This window comes from Flavobacterium pedocola (assembly GCF_053764385.1).
The window spans coordinates 211,330-226,198 of sequence record NZ_JBSNCR010000003.1 but is presented as its reverse complement, the minus strand read 5'-3'; the positions used below and the strand labels follow the sequence as shown (position 1 = coordinate 226,198).

The following is a 14,869-nucleotide window of genomic DNA, read 5'->3' as shown; positions in this document are numbered from 1 at the left end:
TTATTTATCCGATTTTTTGAAAATGGAATAAATCGTGATACCGAACCCGATTAAAACAACGGTAGGCGCCAGTTTAATGCGTCTGAAATTGAAAATAGCGTCACTGAAAACCTTCGGGTCGTCACTGCCGCCGCCGGACATTAAGATAAAGCCCAGGCCGATAACAGCCAGTCCGATCAAAAGCGTTTTATAGTTGATGCTTTCAAAAAGAAAGTCCGGTTTTTGTTTGTTTTCCATAATGTTATTGCTGGAGGAAAATCAAATCCTCGTTATTTTTTACTGTTTTTGGAATCTGCATCCTGAACACAGGTTTCTTTAATAAAGATCGTCGGTTCTTAAATTTAAAAAACGTTGTGTGGCAAAAAAAGTGCTGATCCATGTAATGATAATCCCGATCACCAAAATACCAAGCGAGATAACGGCCATCGAAAGGTAATCTTTACCGATACCAAGACTTGGGAACAATCCGTCTACATAATAGGTCAAAGCGATAAGCGCGATTATGGCCAAACCGGAACCGATTAATCCCAAACGGATGCTTCTCCAGATGAACGGTTTGCGGATGAACGATTTCGTGGCGCCCACCATCTGCATGGTCTTGATAATAAAACGGTTGGAATATACTGATAAACGAAGCGAGCTGTTGATCAGTAACATCGCGATAACACCGAATACACTGCTGATGATCAGGATCCAGAAACTGATTTTTTTGATGTTTTCGTTAGCTAAATCCACCAAACGTTTGTCGTAGATCACTTCCGCAACCATGTCGTTGGCTTTGATATCGCTTTCAATCTGTTTGATTTTGGAGGCTTCCACAAACTCTCCTTTTAAGTGAATGTCGAAGGAATTCGGTAATGGGTTCATGCCCAAGAATTCAAGGAAATCTTCTCCTACAATGTCTTTGTTGTTTTTTGCGGCATCTTCTTTGGAGACAAAAACGTAATCCTTAACGTATTTGGAGCCTTTGAGTTTAGTGTCGAAAGCTTTTAGGATGGAATCATTGGCCTCGTCTTTGAAGTAGACCGACATCGGGATATCTTCCTTGAAACTGTTGGAAATTTTTTCAGAATGGATTACGAAGAAACCCAATGCTCCCAAAAGGAACAGTACTAAAAAAATACTTAAAACCACAGAAAAATAAGAAGAGATAAGACGTCTTTTTTGAAACTTCTCAAATGATGCACCCATAAATAACTGAATTAAGCCGTAAAAATAATAAAGAAAATCGTTTTTCACCTTTATAACGGTCAAAGTTTTAACTTTCTTATAATATAATGTAAATTTGCGCCTCATAAAACTCAGTTACTCTGTAACTCAGCAACTCAATACGAATGACTTGAGCCTGCGAAAGCATGACTCCTTTATAAAACAATATTAAACAGGAATGAAATACTTTCACAACGAAATCGAAGCCAAATGGCAGCAATACTGGGCAGAACATCAAACGTTTGCCGCTAAGAACAATTCTGATCAGCCGAAATATTATGTTTTGGACATGTTTCCTTATCCTTCCGGAGCCGGATTGCATGTGGGGCATCCGCTGGGGTACATCGCCTCGGATATCGTAGCCCGTTACAAAAGGCATCAGGGTTTCAATGTGTTGCATCCGCAAGGTTATGATTCGTTCGGATTGCCGGCAGAGCAGTATGCGATTCAAACCGGTCAGCATCCGGAGAAAACCACTAAGGAAAACATTGCGCGTTACCGTGAGCAGTTGGACAAAATCGGTTTTTCGTTTGACTGGAGCCGTGAAGTACGTACGTCGAATCCGGATTATTACAAACATACCCAATGGATTTTCATTCAGTTGTTCGAATCGTATTATTGTAAGGATTCTGATAAAGCTTGCCCGATATCCGAATTGATCGACGTTTTCCAACAAGAAGGAAATGCAAGAATCAATGCAGTTTGTGATGACGATACACCATCGTTTACAGCCGAAGTATGGAATTCCTGGTCACCGGAAGCACAGCAATTGATGCTTTTGAAATACCGATTAACCTATTTGGCAGAAACCGAAGTAAACTGGTGTCCGGCTTTAGGGACCGTTTTGGCAAACGACGAAATTGTGAACGGTGTTTCTGAGCGCGGCGGCCATCCGGTAATCCGTAAAAAAATGACACAATGGTCGATGCGAATTTCGGCCTATGCAGAACGTTTGTTGCAAGGTCTGGAAACCATCGACTGGACGGAATCCTTGAAAGAATCGCAAAGAAACTGGATCGGAAAATCCGTGGGAGCTTCTGTTACGTTTAATTTAAAAAACCACAGGGAGGTAATCGAAGTGTTTACGACCCGTCCTGATACTATTTTCGGGGTAACGTTTATGACCTTGGCACCGGAGCACGAATTGGTGGCAAAAATCACTACTCCGGAGCAAAAAGCTGAGGTTGAAGCTTATGTGGAAGCAACAGCAAAACGTTCAGAAAGAGAACGTATGGCCGATGTAAAAACCATTTCCGGAGTATTTACCGGAGCGTATGCAGAACATCCGTTTACCAAAGAAGCCATTCCGGTCTGGATTGGCGATTATGTGTTGGCAGGATACGGAACCGGAGCAGTTATGGCCGTACCGTGCGGAGATGAAAGAGATTATGCGTTTGCAAAACATTTCAGTCTACCAATTGTAAATATTTTGGAAGGCGTTGATATTTCCGAAGCCGCTCATGCCGATAAAAACACTACGATTTTAGCTAATTCCGAATTCTTAAACGGGTTAAGCTACAAAGAAGCGACTACAAAAATTATAGCAGCATTAGAAAAGATTGGCGCAGGAACTGCAAAAGTGAACTACCGTTTGCGCGATGCGGTTTTCTCCCGTCAGCGTTATTGGGGGGAACCTTTCCCGGTATATTATGTGAACGGTATGCCGCAGATGATTGCAAAAGAACACTTGCCAGTAGTATTACCGGAAGTAGAGAAATATTTGCCTACCGAAGACGGACAGCCACCTTTAGGAAACGCTTCCGTTTGGGCTTGGGATAGTGTGAACAATGCGGTAGTGAGCAATGATAAAATTGACAATCAAACCGTATTCCCGTTAGAGTTGAACACGATGCCGGGTTGGGCAGGTTCTTCTTGGTACTGGATGCGTTACATGGATGCACACAACGAAAGCGATTTTGCAAGCGAAGCAGCATTGAAATACTGGGAAAACGTAGATTTATACATCGGTGGAAGCGAGCACGCGACCGGACACTTGTTGTATTCGCGTTTCTGGAACAAATTTCTGAAAGATCGAGGATTTGCGCCAACGGAAGAGCCGTTTAAAAAACTGATCAATCAAGGGATGATTTTAGGGATGAGTGCCTTTGTGTACCGCTCGGAAGATTCCAAAACGTTATATTCAAAAGGACTGATTGCAGACAAAAACGTGCATCCGATTCACGTGGATTTATCATTGATTAATGATATTACCAATGAATTAGATATCGAAAAATTCAAAGCACATCCTTTGTATTCCGATTATAAAAACGCAGAATTCGTTCTGGAAAGCGGCAAATATATTGTAGGACGCGAAGTGGAAAAAATGTCCAAATCCAAATACAACGTAGTCAACCCGGACGACATCTGTAACGAATACGGTGCCGACACCTTACGTTTATACGAAATGTTTTTAGGGCCATTAGAACAAGCAAAACCCTGGAACACAGCAGGAATCACTGGTGTGTCTGGCTTCTTGAAAAAACTATGGCGTTTGTATTTCGACGATAACGGTTTAATCGTAACCGACGAAGAACCAACCAAAGAAATGTACAAATCGCTACACAAAACCATCAAAAAAGTAACGGAAGATATCGAGCATTTTTCGTTCAATACTTCGGTTTCACAGTTTATGATTTGTGTGAACGAATTGTCACAGCAAAAATGTCATCATAGAGCGATTTTAGAGCCGTTAGCGATTTTAGTTTCACCTTATGCGCCACATATTGCGGAGGAATTATGGAGTGCGTTAGGGCATAAAGGTTCGGTTTCAACGGTAGCGTTCCCGAAATTCGAGGAGAAATACTTAGTGGAATCTGAAAAAGAGTACCCGGTATCCTTTAACGGAAAAATGCGATTTACCATCAAATTGCCACTGGATTTAACCGCGGCACAAATCGAGGAAATCGTAATGGCCGATGAACGTACCCAAAACCAACTTCAAGGCAGAACGCCAAATAAAGTAATTATCGTTCCTGGGAAAATCATCAACCTTGTAGGGTAAAACGATTTCATTTATAAGATTAAAATCCCAAATTCTAACAAGAATTTGGGATTTCTTTTTGTAACCTTTTCCTAAATTTACGTATAATCACTAAATACCAAAAATGAAAAAGTACGAAGTGCACGTTTTTAAAAAAAGTTGCGGATTTGGAAGTGCCAAAGACGAATTGGCCGAAGAAGTGGAGCAATTTTTAAACCAAAAAGCTGGCTTGGGTTATGAAACCGTAAGTATTTCTTTTACCTATTATCAAGCTACGGAACTGGTTGCGTTTGTAACGATTAGTAACTAAACTGTCAAAATAACACGATTGCTGACATTTGATAAATTGGTGCTAAATTTGATAGTAATAGTATAAATGTTAAACATCATAAAAAAATAAATACTATGGGATTATTGTTAATGGGAGTTATTATGCTGGCCAGTTGGCTGGTGAGCAGCAGGCTCCAAAGTAAATTCGAACATTATTCGAAATTGCATTTGCAAAACGGAATGAGCGGTGCCGAAATCGCCGAGAAAATGTTGGCCGATCATGGTATTACCGATGTGCGTGTGATTTCCACTCCGGGACGTTTAACCGATCACTACAATCCGGTGGATAAAACCGTTAATTTAAGTGAGGCAGTTTACAACCAGCGTAATGCCGCAGCCGCAGCTGTGGCCGCTCACGAATGTGGTCACGCGGTGCAACACGCCACGGCTTACAGTTGGCTGACGATGCGTTCTAAATTGGTGCCGGTAGTGTCGGTTACGTCTAATTTCGTGCAATGGATCTTGTTAGCCGGTGTATTGTTGATTAATACTTTTCCGCAGTTGTTGCTTTTGGGAATTGTAATTTTTGCCTTCACCACTTTGTTTTCCATTATTACCTTGCCGGTAGAGTACGATGCCAGTAACAGAGCCTTGGCGTGGCTGGAAAACAAGCACATGTTGAATCAGGCCGAACATGCAGGTGCAAAAGACGCTTTAAAATGGGCGGCAAGAACCTATGTGGTTGCGGCAATCGGTTCCATTGGGACCTTGTTGTACTATATCATGATTTTCATGAACAGACGTTAATCAGTTGTTTTATAAAAAAAAATCCGTTACGCGAGTAGCGGATTTTTTTATTTTGGAGCGAAGGGTTCGGGATTTATCGGCAGTCCCTGTTCCCGCCATCCGCTTTATCTCGTTTTGAGAACGAGATCGCTCCTGTCGGGGCTGTATAGGTGTCGGTTTGCCAGTTTTGAAACGCTGGAGGCAAAGGGTTAATTCTTCAGGATTTCTATTTTGTAATAGTAGGAAATCGGATTGTTGTTTTCGTCGGGATTGTCTGTTTCTTCCAAAAATAAGGTGGTGTCATTCAGCCAAAAAGAATCTCCAATAGTGCAGAGCAATAGTTTTGTTATCTTTTTAAATTCCTGATCCAGTTCAATTATTTTTTCAAATTTCCCGTTTATTTCTTTTTGGATAAAAGAAGCATAGCATTCCTGTCCTTCAAAATACATGTTGAGGCGGATTTTTTTGCTTTTGGAAGACACGATGTAATCAGGATTTCCGGTTGTTTCGGTTTCTTCTCCCGTAGTCAGGTTAAAGCTTACGTCGGTAGTATGTCCGCCTTCGCATAAAAGAATGTCTAAACTTGGATAATAGGCAATGAAATCAAAGAAGTCGTCTAAACCCTTTAGTTTTTTCGTTTTAACATCCATAATTTCGGCTACCATAATTCCCGTGTCGTTAAAAACTATCTTTTGGTTTGCATCATCCCAATCACCAAATCGCACTCTGCCTTCAAGCATTCTTTTGGCTACCTGAAAATCGGTTATTTTTTCCGGTTTCTCTTTTTGGGGTTTTGCTTGCTGTTTGTTAGCTTCAAATGCAATCGAATCTATTTTAGTGATAACGAGGCTCCATTTTTCATTTGTCTTTTGAAGTGTCTCTACGGTATCGTTGCTGATCAATATGGTGCTATCGGTTTCTTTGCTTGTTAAAGCGTCTTTCTCGCTGGATTTCTCATTGCAGGAAAATAAAAGTAAAAGAAGCAGCTTTATTCCTAAGAAGTTTTTCATTCTTTTATTCGCGTTAAGGGATGTGTTTGTTGAATGTTGCTGAAAACTATAACTGAATCTGGCGTTCAATCTGCTGTTCCAGTGAAATATAGGTTTCCGTTCGCGATACCCCGTCTATCGATTGGATTTTTTTGTTCAGCAACTGCATCAGGTGTTCGTTGTCGCGGCAGATAATCTTAATTAGGATGCTCCAGTTTCCCGTGGTGTAATGGCATTCCAGCACTTCAGGAATCTTTTTCAGTTCTTTTACCGCTTCCGGGTTACGGGCCGCTTTGTCCAGATAAATCCCGACAAAAGCCATAGTGCTGTACCCCAAAACCTTAGTGTTTACGATGAATTTGGAACCCGAAATCACACCAGCCTGTTCCAATTTCCGTAACCGCTGGTGAATGGCTGCTCCGGAAATTCCGATTTTGTTGGCAATCTGTAAAATAGGTTTGCGGGCATCTTCCATCAGTTCGCGAAGGATCTGTTTGTCGATACCGTCGATTTCAATTTGTAAGTGATTTAATTTCATTTTTTTAAATATGAAAGCAGTTGCGTGTTTATCGGTTTAAATATAATGATAATTTTTTGTTAAAAGTTAATTTTTTTCAAAAGTGTACAATTTTACGCATCTATAAATAAAGATAAGTTTCGTTTTAGGTATTTATCAAATCAAATTACACAGTAAACCCCCAAATCTGGTAAAATGAAAAAACTTAAACTTACATTAGTCGCCATCTGTGCTGTTTCGCTGCAAACAGCTTTGGCCGTTCCTGTCAAGAGCATTGAGACGGTGCAGGAGCAACCCGTTTCGAAAACCACAGTCGAAAACCGTATTTCGCATCTGATGCAAACCTCGGTGGATTATAACGATGTGAAACTGGTCAAAAAAACAGCGTTGCAGGAATTGCAGGCTGATTTTCTGGCGTTCATGTCGAAAGCAGAATCTGATTTGGCCGGTGTCAAAAATGCGTTGACCCAAAAGAATTCGGATTATGAGGCGTTGAAATCGGAACATCAGTCGGTTAAATCCCAATTAAATGATATCAGTCAGGGCGGTGGTCAAATCACCCTTTTTGGAATTGGGATGAGCAAGGACCTTTATCATGCCATCATGTGGTCGCTGGTATTGGTATTGATCATCGCAGTTGGTTTCCTGACCGTTCGTTTTAAAAAGGCCAATGAAGTGACTCAGAATTCAAAAGGGATTCTGCGCGATCTGGAAGATGAATTTGAAACGTTTAAAAGAAATGCGATTGAAAGAGAACAAAAACTGCGCCGTCAGTTGCAGGATGAAATCAATAAGCAGAAATCTGAAAAAAAGGTAGAAGTTAGTTAAAAAAAGCCCCGATCATTCGGGGCTTTTTGATTATTTGTATCCTTTGTAATCCACTGGTTTCTCAGTGAAAATTACGCCGTATTCTTCCAGTTCTTTCAAAATAGGTTCGTAGACTTCTTTTTTAATCGGCAATTGTACACCCGGGGTTTTGATGTTGCCGTTCAGGATTTGAAGGGTTGCCATTGCTACCGGTAGGCCAACGGTTTTAGCCATGGCTGTATACGTTTGGTCGTCACCAAGGCACACCATGGTAGAGTCAATCTGTTTTTTCTGTCCGTTGGATTCGTAACCGAATTTGTGGTACATCACGATCATGTCTTTATCATGTTCTTCCAAAGTCCAGCTGTCAGTCAGGATTTTTTCAAGAATCTGTGCCGGAGTGGCGTGTTTCAGGCCTACAATTTTATTGGCATTGAACAGGTCAAGCTCCAGCAATTTATCCCACATCACATCGTCCTGATCGATTTTTAACTGATGGCGTAATTTGATTTCCACAGAATCGGAAGGATGATATGGTAAAAACAAATTCACGAATTCACGGTAGCTCATCGTTTCGGAATCGTCGATAGTGTAAGTGTCATCGGTCATGCCTAACTGCACGAACATGTCCCACGCTTTTGAGTAGCCTACGCGACGAATGGTGCCGCGGTACACGGTTAAAGCATCGTCTAAGCCGTAAACGCTTCTGTATTTCAGGGAATCACGGTTGGCATAACCTTCGAATCGGCCATAGCCATCCACTTCCAGAAATTCGGTTCTTCGGAATAATTTATGATACGGGATATATTTATAAGTGCCTTCATGAATGAATTTCGCAGCCCCGCCTTGTCCGGCCAAAACCACGTTTCGGGGGTTCCAGGTAAATTTGTAATTCCATAAGTTGTTGTCGGACTCCGGAGCCACTAAACCACCGCAGAACGATTCAAACAAAATGGTATGACCGCCTTCTTCACGGATTTCATCCAATACTTTCATGGCGCTCATGTGGTCTATCCCCGGATCCAAACCGATCTCGTTCATGAAAACCAGGTTGTTCTCCTTAACTTCAGCGTCCAAAGCCTGCATCGCATCGGAAATGTACGAAGCGGTGACCATGTGTTTTTTGAATTGCACGCAGTCTTTCGCTACATCAATGTGCATGAAAGCCGGTAACATGGAAATAACAATATCAGCTTTTTGGATTTCCGCCTGACGTTGTTCGATGTTCGCAATATCCAATTGGATAGGCGTAGCGTTTTTATGGTTGTTGGTTTTGCGTTGTGCCAGTTCCAACGATAAATCGCCAATAGTCAGGTGTAAATTTTCGGCGTCGGATTTGTCTAAAAGGTATTTAATAAGGGAAGATGCCGAACGGCCGGCTCCGATAATAAGTATATTTCTCATGGTTTTTTGCAATAGGTTACAAATGTATGAATTTGGACCAATATTGTTATATTTTTATGCAAACAAAAAACCCGTGTAATTCACGGGTTTTTTGTTTTATTCTAATTCGCCTTCCAGTTCTTCGAGCTCTTTTTTGTCTTCTTCTTTTGATTTTTGGATGGTTTGCTCAAATTGGACATCTTTGGCGACTTCTTCTTTCACAAATAATTCTTTTCCGATTACCACTACTAGGCAAATAACAGCCGTGAAAAGCAATAGTTTCGGAAATGTTTTTTTGGTTTTGGAATCTTCCTGCTTTTTTAAGCTTAGGAAACTTAATACAAGCGCTATGATTATAGGTAAAATGGCAAGGGTTCCTAAAGGTAATACGGTGAAAACGATACTTAAAACCGTAAAAAAGACCGACAGGATGAGTAGTGTTTTTTTCATTTGGATTTGTTTTTATAGTCCGGATGCGTTGTTTAAAGTCAATTGCCCGGTTCCGACCGGAATACTGAACTTGATTAAAGCAGGGATTTTTTTAGCATCGGCAGTGAGCCAGATTAAATTTTTGTCTTTTCCGCGTAAGGCTTGAGTTTTGGCGCCAATGGAAATTTTGTAGCAGTCTTTTTTGCCCAGATTCCCCGCGTTGGTGCTTTCGATTCCCATGTATTTAATATAAACGGGTATTTCTTTTTCGTCAAAAACAATGGTAAACGAAAGGGTTTGTCCGGCTTTCATTTTTGCGAAATCCACAGTTCGGATTTTATATAACAAGCTGACCACGTCCTGAGAAGCGGGATTGATGTTGAACGTACGCACGCGCTCCGGCATATTCTTTTTGTTTAACGTACTGGTGATGGTAGCGCCGTTATTCTTGAATACATACTTTTCTTTTTTCGTGTAGCCTCCCTCACTGATGTTTCTCTTGTAAAGGCTTGGGCGGAAGGTTTTCGGGTTTACATACGATTCATACAAATCGCGGATCTTAAAAAAAGAGTCCCATTTACTAAAGGTTGCCGCCTGACAGCTTAAGTGCATATAACTGTTTTTGGAGGTGGTTACCGTTTCGGTTTGCATGGTTACCTGTGCCAGTTGGGTCATTAGTCCACTCATGTTGTACGAAGCGGAATAGGTTAGTTTTTCTCCCGATTTAATGGTTTGTCCGAGGCAAGTGATTGAAGAAAGTATTGCTAGGGCAAAAAATAAAGTAGTTGTTTTTTTCATTTTTTTTCACAAATTCAACACAAATGTATGATTATTTCTTTATCAGGGTTTTTAGTTATCAACGATAACAGATAAATTTGTTTTTTAGTATTTTAAAGTAGTTATGGATAGAAAAATAATAGCCGCTGCAGCCTTTTTAGGGTTGACGGGAATCGTTTTAGGGGCTTTCGGAGCACACGGGCTGAAAGAAATGCTCTCCGAAGTACAATTGGGAACTTTTGAAACCGGTGTGAAATACCAACTTTATCACGCGCTGTTTCTGTTATTCATTGGGCATACAAACCAATTGAGTGATAGGTCCAAAAAGATGATATTTTGGTTGGTGGTGGTGGGTGTGGTTTTCTTTTCCGGTTCGATTTATCTGCTTTCCACAGCGGGAATGACCGGTCTGAATACTAAAGTCATTGGTCCTGTTACCCCGTTGGGCGGTTTATTGCTGATAGCGGCCTGGAGTATCCTGTTTATTAAAATTCTGAGTAAAAAAGCAGAATAATTGGTTAAAAAAAACATATGTGAAATTAAATTTTTAATTTTGCGTTCTTAAAAACAAACAAACAACACATTATGAATGTTACCAAATCAATTTCATTAGAGAAATACGGAATTAAAAACACGGTTGAGGTAGTTTATAATCCGTCGTATGATTTCTTGTATAATGAAGAATTAAATCCGGGCTTAGAAGGGTATGAGAGAGGGCAGTTGTCAGAGCTTGGGGCAGTTAACGTAATGACGGGAGTTTTTACCGGAAGGTCTCCAAAAGATAAATATATTGTAAAAGACGATGTAACTAAGGATTCTATCTGGTGGACATCTGAAAAAGCGGTTAACGATAACAAAGCGATTTCCACGGATACCTGGAATGCTTTAAAAGAAACTACGGTTAGCCAGCTTTCAGGCAAGAGATTGTTTGTGGTCGATGCCTTCTGCGGTGCTAATGAAGATACACGTCTGAAAGTACGTTTTATTATGGAAGTGGCTTGGCAGGCACATTTTGTAAAAAACATGTTCATCCGTCCGACAGAAGCGGAATTAGAGAACTTCGGTGAGCCGGATTTCATCGTAATGAATGCTTCAAAAACAAGTTTCAAAGACTATGCGGCACACGGATTGAATTCTGAAGTATATGTTGCCTTCAATCTTACCGAGAAAATCCAGTTAATCGGAGGTACTTGGTACGGTGGGGAAATGAAAAAAGGTTTGTTCTCCATGATGAACTACTACCTACCGTTAAAAGGAATTGCTTCTATGCACTGTTCGGCTAATAAAGGTAAAGACGGTGATGTTGCAGTTTTCTTCGGATTATCTGGAACAGGAAAAACAACGTTATCCACAGATCCAAAACGTGAATTGATCGGAGACGACGAGCACGGATGGGACAACGACGGGGTTTTCAATTTCGAAGGCGGATGTTATGCAAAAACCATCGATTTAAGTAAAGAAAACGAGCCGGATATCTACGGAGCCATCAAAAAAGATGCTTTATTGGAAAATGTTACGCTTGATGCTAATGGGGTAATCGATTTCAAAGACGGTTCGGTAACGCAAAATACACGTGTATCGTATCCGATCGATCATATTGAAAATATTGTAAAACCGGTTTCTAAAGCAGGTCATGCTTCTAAAGTAATCTTCTTAACGGCAGATGCTTTTGGGGTAATGCCGCCAGTTTCTAAATTGACACCGGAACAAACCAAATATTACTTCTTATCCGGATTTACAGCTAAATTGGCCGGAACGGAAAGAGGTGTAACCCAGCCAGAGCCAACCTTCTCAGCTTGTTTTGGTAAAGCATTCTTATGTTTGCACCCAACTAAATACGGTGAAGAATTGGTGAAGAAAATGGAAGAGCACAACGCTACTGCTTATATGGTAAACACCGGATGGAACGGAACAGGAAAACGTATTTCCATTAAAGATACCCGTGCAATCATCGACAGAATCTTAGACGGTTCTTTAGAGACAGCAGAAACAAAAGTAATCCCGGTTTTCAATTTAGAAGTGCCTACAGCTTTGGAAGGTGTGAATACCGAAATTTTAGATCCAAGAAATACATACGCCGATGCTTCCGAGTGGAATGGTAAAGCGGAAGATTTAGCTGGAAGATTCATTAAGAATTTCGTGCAGTACACGGACAACGAAGAAGGTAAGAACCTTGTACAGGCAGGTCCTCAATTGTAATCACAGAATTAATGATATAAAAAAATCCCAACTTTTCGGTTGGGATTTTTTATGCTTTAAACGTTTGCCTCAGATTCGTTATTTTTAGTAAACTTATAAATCTGTGTATTTGCAATAGTTGTTTTGTCTTGAAATAAAAAAGCAGCCAACCGGCTGCTTTTCGTTTTTGTATAGTGTAATGTTATTTATCCTTAGCTTCTTTGTTTGCTTTAGTAATGTATTTTTCCAGCGCCATGGTCATCGACGGGGTTTCCGGGGTTGGTGCCATGATGTCTACGCGTAAGCCGTGTTCCAAAGCCTCTTTTTGCGTAGTGCTTCCGAAAACCGCTATACGGGTGTTGTTCTGCACGAAATCAGGGAAGTTTTTAAACAACGATTTGATTCCGGTCGGGCTGAAAAATGCCAAAACATCGTAGTATACATCCGCTAAATCCGAAAGATCGCTCATTACGGTTCTGTAAAAAGTACCCGGAGTCCAGTCTACTTTCAGGTTGTTCAGCGTTTGCGGAACGTCAGCGTTCAATTGGTCGGAAGACGGTAAAAGGAATTTCTCGTCTTTGTATTTTTTGATAAGCGGCGACAAATCAACAAAATCTTTTTGTCCCACATATATTTTACGTTTTCTGTACACTACATATTTCTGCAGGTAAAACGCAATAGCTTCCGACTGGCAGAAATATTTTAAATCTTCAGGAACTTTATAACGCATTTCTTCAGCAACTCTAAAGAAGTGATCGATAGAATTTTTACTGGTTAAGATGATGGCAGTATAATTGTTTAAATCGATTTTCTGCGCTCTTACCTCTTTCGCAGGAACGCCCTCTACGTGAATGAATGGTCTAAAGTCGATTTTGATTTTCAGCTTTTGCTGAAGTTCAAAGTAAGGTGAATTCTCCACTTTAGGCTCTGGTTGGGAAACCAGTATAGTTTTCACTTTCATATTTAAAAAATAACTATTATTCTAAAATTTTGTAAACCAATAATACATGAAATAATAGGGCGCTATTTCAAGTGCGCAAAGATACAAAATAAAATAGAAGAACTTACTTAGAATTAAGTTTTGATAATTTTTTAATGAAAAGAAATATGTTATAATGTTTATTGCTAAAATAACACCTAAAATGCTAATTATTAATGTTTTTGATAAAAAGTTATTGTAAAACAACAGGATGTTTACCGGCAATATCATCATTCCGATGTAGGCGCGGTAGTTCACTTTTTGTAAATTAAACTGTTCGTTGAATTCTTCAATGTTAAAGGTGGTGGCAATAATCTTTTCGATCAGGTATTTGGAAAGGATGAAAACGCCTAACAGGGTGATAATCTGCAGGTAAGACACCCAGTTGGTCTTAGTGGTCAGGTCGAAAACACTCAGGGTAAGCTGAATCAGGAAGGCAAAGGAAATCAGTTGTACCACAAACATCGAAATGGTGAACCAGCTTTGCATGTTTCCGCTGTCTTTGTAGATTTTCAGGTATTTGTCGGAAATGGCAATGCGTACGAACTCGTTAAAGCGCACTTCAAAAATAGCTCTGTTTACCGCAATCAGAATAAAGCTTACCACAAAAAGTATGGTAGCCCAATCTTTGCTTTCCGCAGCCCGTTCGTTTAAAATTAAATCCATCATTACGGTGGTAAAAGTACAAATTTTTACTACTTGCCATACATCTGTTAGGTGTCTTTGCCTTCATTTTTTAAATTCCTTTCGGGCAAAAACCCTGAATGAGTTGCATTATTATAATTTTATTGTGAAAGTAGCGGTAGAAAAGCATTATTTTTGCATCCAAAATTGTCCAAGATGAGTAAAAGCGTCGTTATCATTCCAACCTATAATGAAATTGAAAACATCGAAAGTATCGTTAAAGCGGTATTTTCATTGGCCACTCCTTTTCATGTCCTGATTGTAGATGATAATTCGCCGGACGGTACAGCCGAAAAAGTAATCGAGCTGCAGAACGATTACCCGGCACAGCTTCATCTGGAACGAAGAGCAAAGAAAGCAGGTTTGGGAACGGCTTATGTGCACGGTTTCAAATGGGCGCTTGAAAGAGATTTTGAGTACATCTTTGAAATGGATGCCGACTTTTCCCATAACCCGAACGATCTTGAAAAATTATTGAAAGCCTGTGAAGAGGGTGCAGATATGGCCATAGGCTCCCGTTACATCACCGGGGTGAATGTGGTAAACTGGCCGTTGAGCAGGGTGTTGCTGTCGTATTTTGCCTCCGTTTATGTGAATATGATTACGGGGATGAAAATCCACGATACCACTGCCGGTTTTGTCTGTTACCGAAGAAGGGTGTTGGAGGCCATCAATCTGGATAAAATAAAGTTCATCGGTTATGCGTTTCAGATTGAAATGAAATACCGCACTTTTGTCAATAAATTTATAATTAAAGAAGTGCCCATCATCTTTACCGACCGTACCAAAGGACAGTCCAAGATGAGTAATGCCATTATCAAAGAGGCTATTTTTGGGGTGATTTCACTGAGAATACGAAAAATGCTAAACCGTTTATAAGA

The 14,869-nt window shown here is 40.3% G+C and carries 16 protein-coding genes; 7 read left to right on the top strand and 9 right to left on the bottom strand.

What is annotated here, in order from left to right:
- Entirely contained in the window at nt 1-237 is a 237-nt protein-coding gene (locus tag ACWPKD_RS08040; RefSeq protein WP_455412165.1) for a DUF3098 domain-containing protein, read from the bottom strand.
- 78 nt (nt 238-315) lie between these two features.
- A complete protein-coding gene (locus ACWPKD_RS08035) occupies nt 316-1,191 on the bottom strand; it encodes a cell division protein FtsX (RefSeq protein ID WP_455412164.1) in 876 nt (291 codons plus the stop codon).
- A 196-nt stretch (nt 1,192-1,387) separates the two neighbouring features.
- Between ACWPKD_RS08035 and leuS the strand changes: the two genes are divergently transcribed.
- The 3 genes from leuS to ACWPKD_RS08020 all read left to right on the top strand — a co-directional run bounded on the left by leuS (nt 1,388) and on the right by ACWPKD_RS08020 (nt 5,266).
- The gene (gene leuS / locus ACWPKD_RS08030; RefSeq protein WP_455412163.1) at nt 1,388-4,210 is read left to right on the top strand and encodes a leucine--tRNA ligase; all 2,823 of its coding nucleotides are present in this window, start codon (nt 1,388-1,390) and stop codon (nt 4,208-4,210) included.
- Between the two features lie 103 nt (nt 4,211-4,313).
- Nucleotides 4,314-4,499, top strand: a complete 186-nt coding sequence (locus ACWPKD_RS08025; RefSeq protein WP_455412162.1) for a hypothetical protein — start codon at nt 4,314-4,316, stop codon at nt 4,497-4,499.
- 95 nt (nt 4,500-4,594) lie between these two features.
- Nucleotides 4,595-5,266, top strand: coding sequence for a zinc metallopeptidase (locus ACWPKD_RS08020; protein WP_455412161.1), 672 nt, complete (start codon nt 4,595-4,597; stop codon nt 5,264-5,266).
- A gap of 188 nt (nt 5,267-5,454) precedes the next feature.
- Here the strand turns inward: ACWPKD_RS08020 and ACWPKD_RS08015 are convergent, their stop codons facing one another.
- A complete protein-coding gene (locus ACWPKD_RS08015; RefSeq protein ID WP_455412160.1) occupies nt 5,455-6,255 on the bottom strand; it encodes a hypothetical protein in 801 nt (266 codons plus the stop codon).
- Between the two features lie 46 nt (nt 6,256-6,301).
- Nucleotides 6,302-6,772, bottom strand: a complete 471-nt coding sequence (locus ACWPKD_RS08010) for an Lrp/AsnC family transcriptional regulator (RefSeq protein ID WP_455412159.1) — start codon at nt 6,770-6,772, stop codon at nt 6,302-6,304.
- Between the two features lie 174 nt (nt 6,773-6,946).
- Here ACWPKD_RS08010 and ACWPKD_RS08005 point away from each other — a divergent pair, with 174 nt between their 5' ends.
- On the top strand, nt 6,947-7,579 hold the full coding sequence (locus ACWPKD_RS08005) for a hypothetical protein (protein ID WP_455412158.1): 633 nt from the start codon (nt 6,947-6,949) through the stop codon (nt 7,577-7,579).
- A gap of 30 nt (nt 7,580-7,609) precedes the next feature.
- On the opposite strand, the gene ACWPKD_RS08000 is transcribed toward ACWPKD_RS08005, so the two are convergent.
- The 3 genes from ACWPKD_RS08000 to ACWPKD_RS07990 form a co-directional block, all read right to left on the bottom strand.
- Complete coding sequence (locus ACWPKD_RS08000) at nt 7,610-8,962, bottom strand: saccharopine dehydrogenase family protein (RefSeq protein WP_455412157.1); 1,353 nt, start codon at nt 8,960-8,962, stop codon at nt 7,610-7,612.
- A gap of 96 nt (nt 8,963-9,058) precedes the next feature.
- Nucleotides 9,059-9,391: a hypothetical protein gene (locus ACWPKD_RS07995; RefSeq protein WP_455412156.1), complete on the bottom strand. Its 333-nt coding sequence runs from the start codon at nt 9,389-9,391 to the stop codon at nt 9,059-9,061.
- A 12-nt stretch (nt 9,392-9,403) separates the two neighbouring features.
- Entirely contained in the window at nt 9,404-10,168 is a 765-nt protein-coding gene (locus ACWPKD_RS07990) for a DUF3108 domain-containing protein (RefSeq protein ID WP_455412155.1), read from the bottom strand.
- A 103-nt stretch (nt 10,169-10,271) separates the two neighbouring features.
- Here ACWPKD_RS07990 and ACWPKD_RS07985 point away from each other — a divergent pair, with 103 nt between their 5' ends.
- Both ACWPKD_RS07985 and pckA read left to right on the top strand, forming a co-directional pair.
- Nucleotides 10,272-10,661: a DUF423 domain-containing protein gene (locus ACWPKD_RS07985; protein ID WP_455412154.1), complete on the top strand. Its 390-nt coding sequence runs from the start codon at nt 10,272-10,274 to the stop codon at nt 10,659-10,661.
- A gap of 71 nt (nt 10,662-10,732) precedes the next feature.
- Nucleotides 10,733-12,346: a phosphoenolpyruvate carboxykinase (ATP) gene (pckA, locus tag ACWPKD_RS07980; protein ID WP_455412153.1), complete on the top strand. Its 1,614-nt coding sequence runs from the start codon at nt 10,733-10,735 to the stop codon at nt 12,344-12,346.
- Nucleotides 12,347-12,527: 181 nt separating this feature from the next.
- Here pckA and ACWPKD_RS07975 read toward each other — a convergent pair whose 3' ends face one another.
- Complete coding sequence (locus ACWPKD_RS07975; RefSeq protein ID WP_455412152.1) at nt 12,528-13,286, bottom strand: uroporphyrinogen-III synthase; 759 nt, start codon at nt 13,284-13,286, stop codon at nt 12,528-12,530.
- Nucleotides 13,287-13,307: 21 nt separating this feature from the next.
- Entirely contained in the window at nt 13,308-13,973 is a 666-nt protein-coding gene (locus ACWPKD_RS07970; RefSeq protein ID WP_455412151.1) for a DUF4271 domain-containing protein, read from the bottom strand.
- Between the two features lie 171 nt (nt 13,974-14,144).
- Between ACWPKD_RS07970 and ACWPKD_RS07965 the strand changes: the two genes are divergently transcribed.
- The gene (locus ACWPKD_RS07965; RefSeq protein ID WP_455412150.1) at nt 14,145-14,867 is read left to right on the top strand and encodes a polyprenol monophosphomannose synthase; all 723 of its coding nucleotides are present in this window, start codon (nt 14,145-14,147) and stop codon (nt 14,865-14,867) included.
- Nucleotides 14,868-14,869 lie beyond the last annotated feature (2 nt).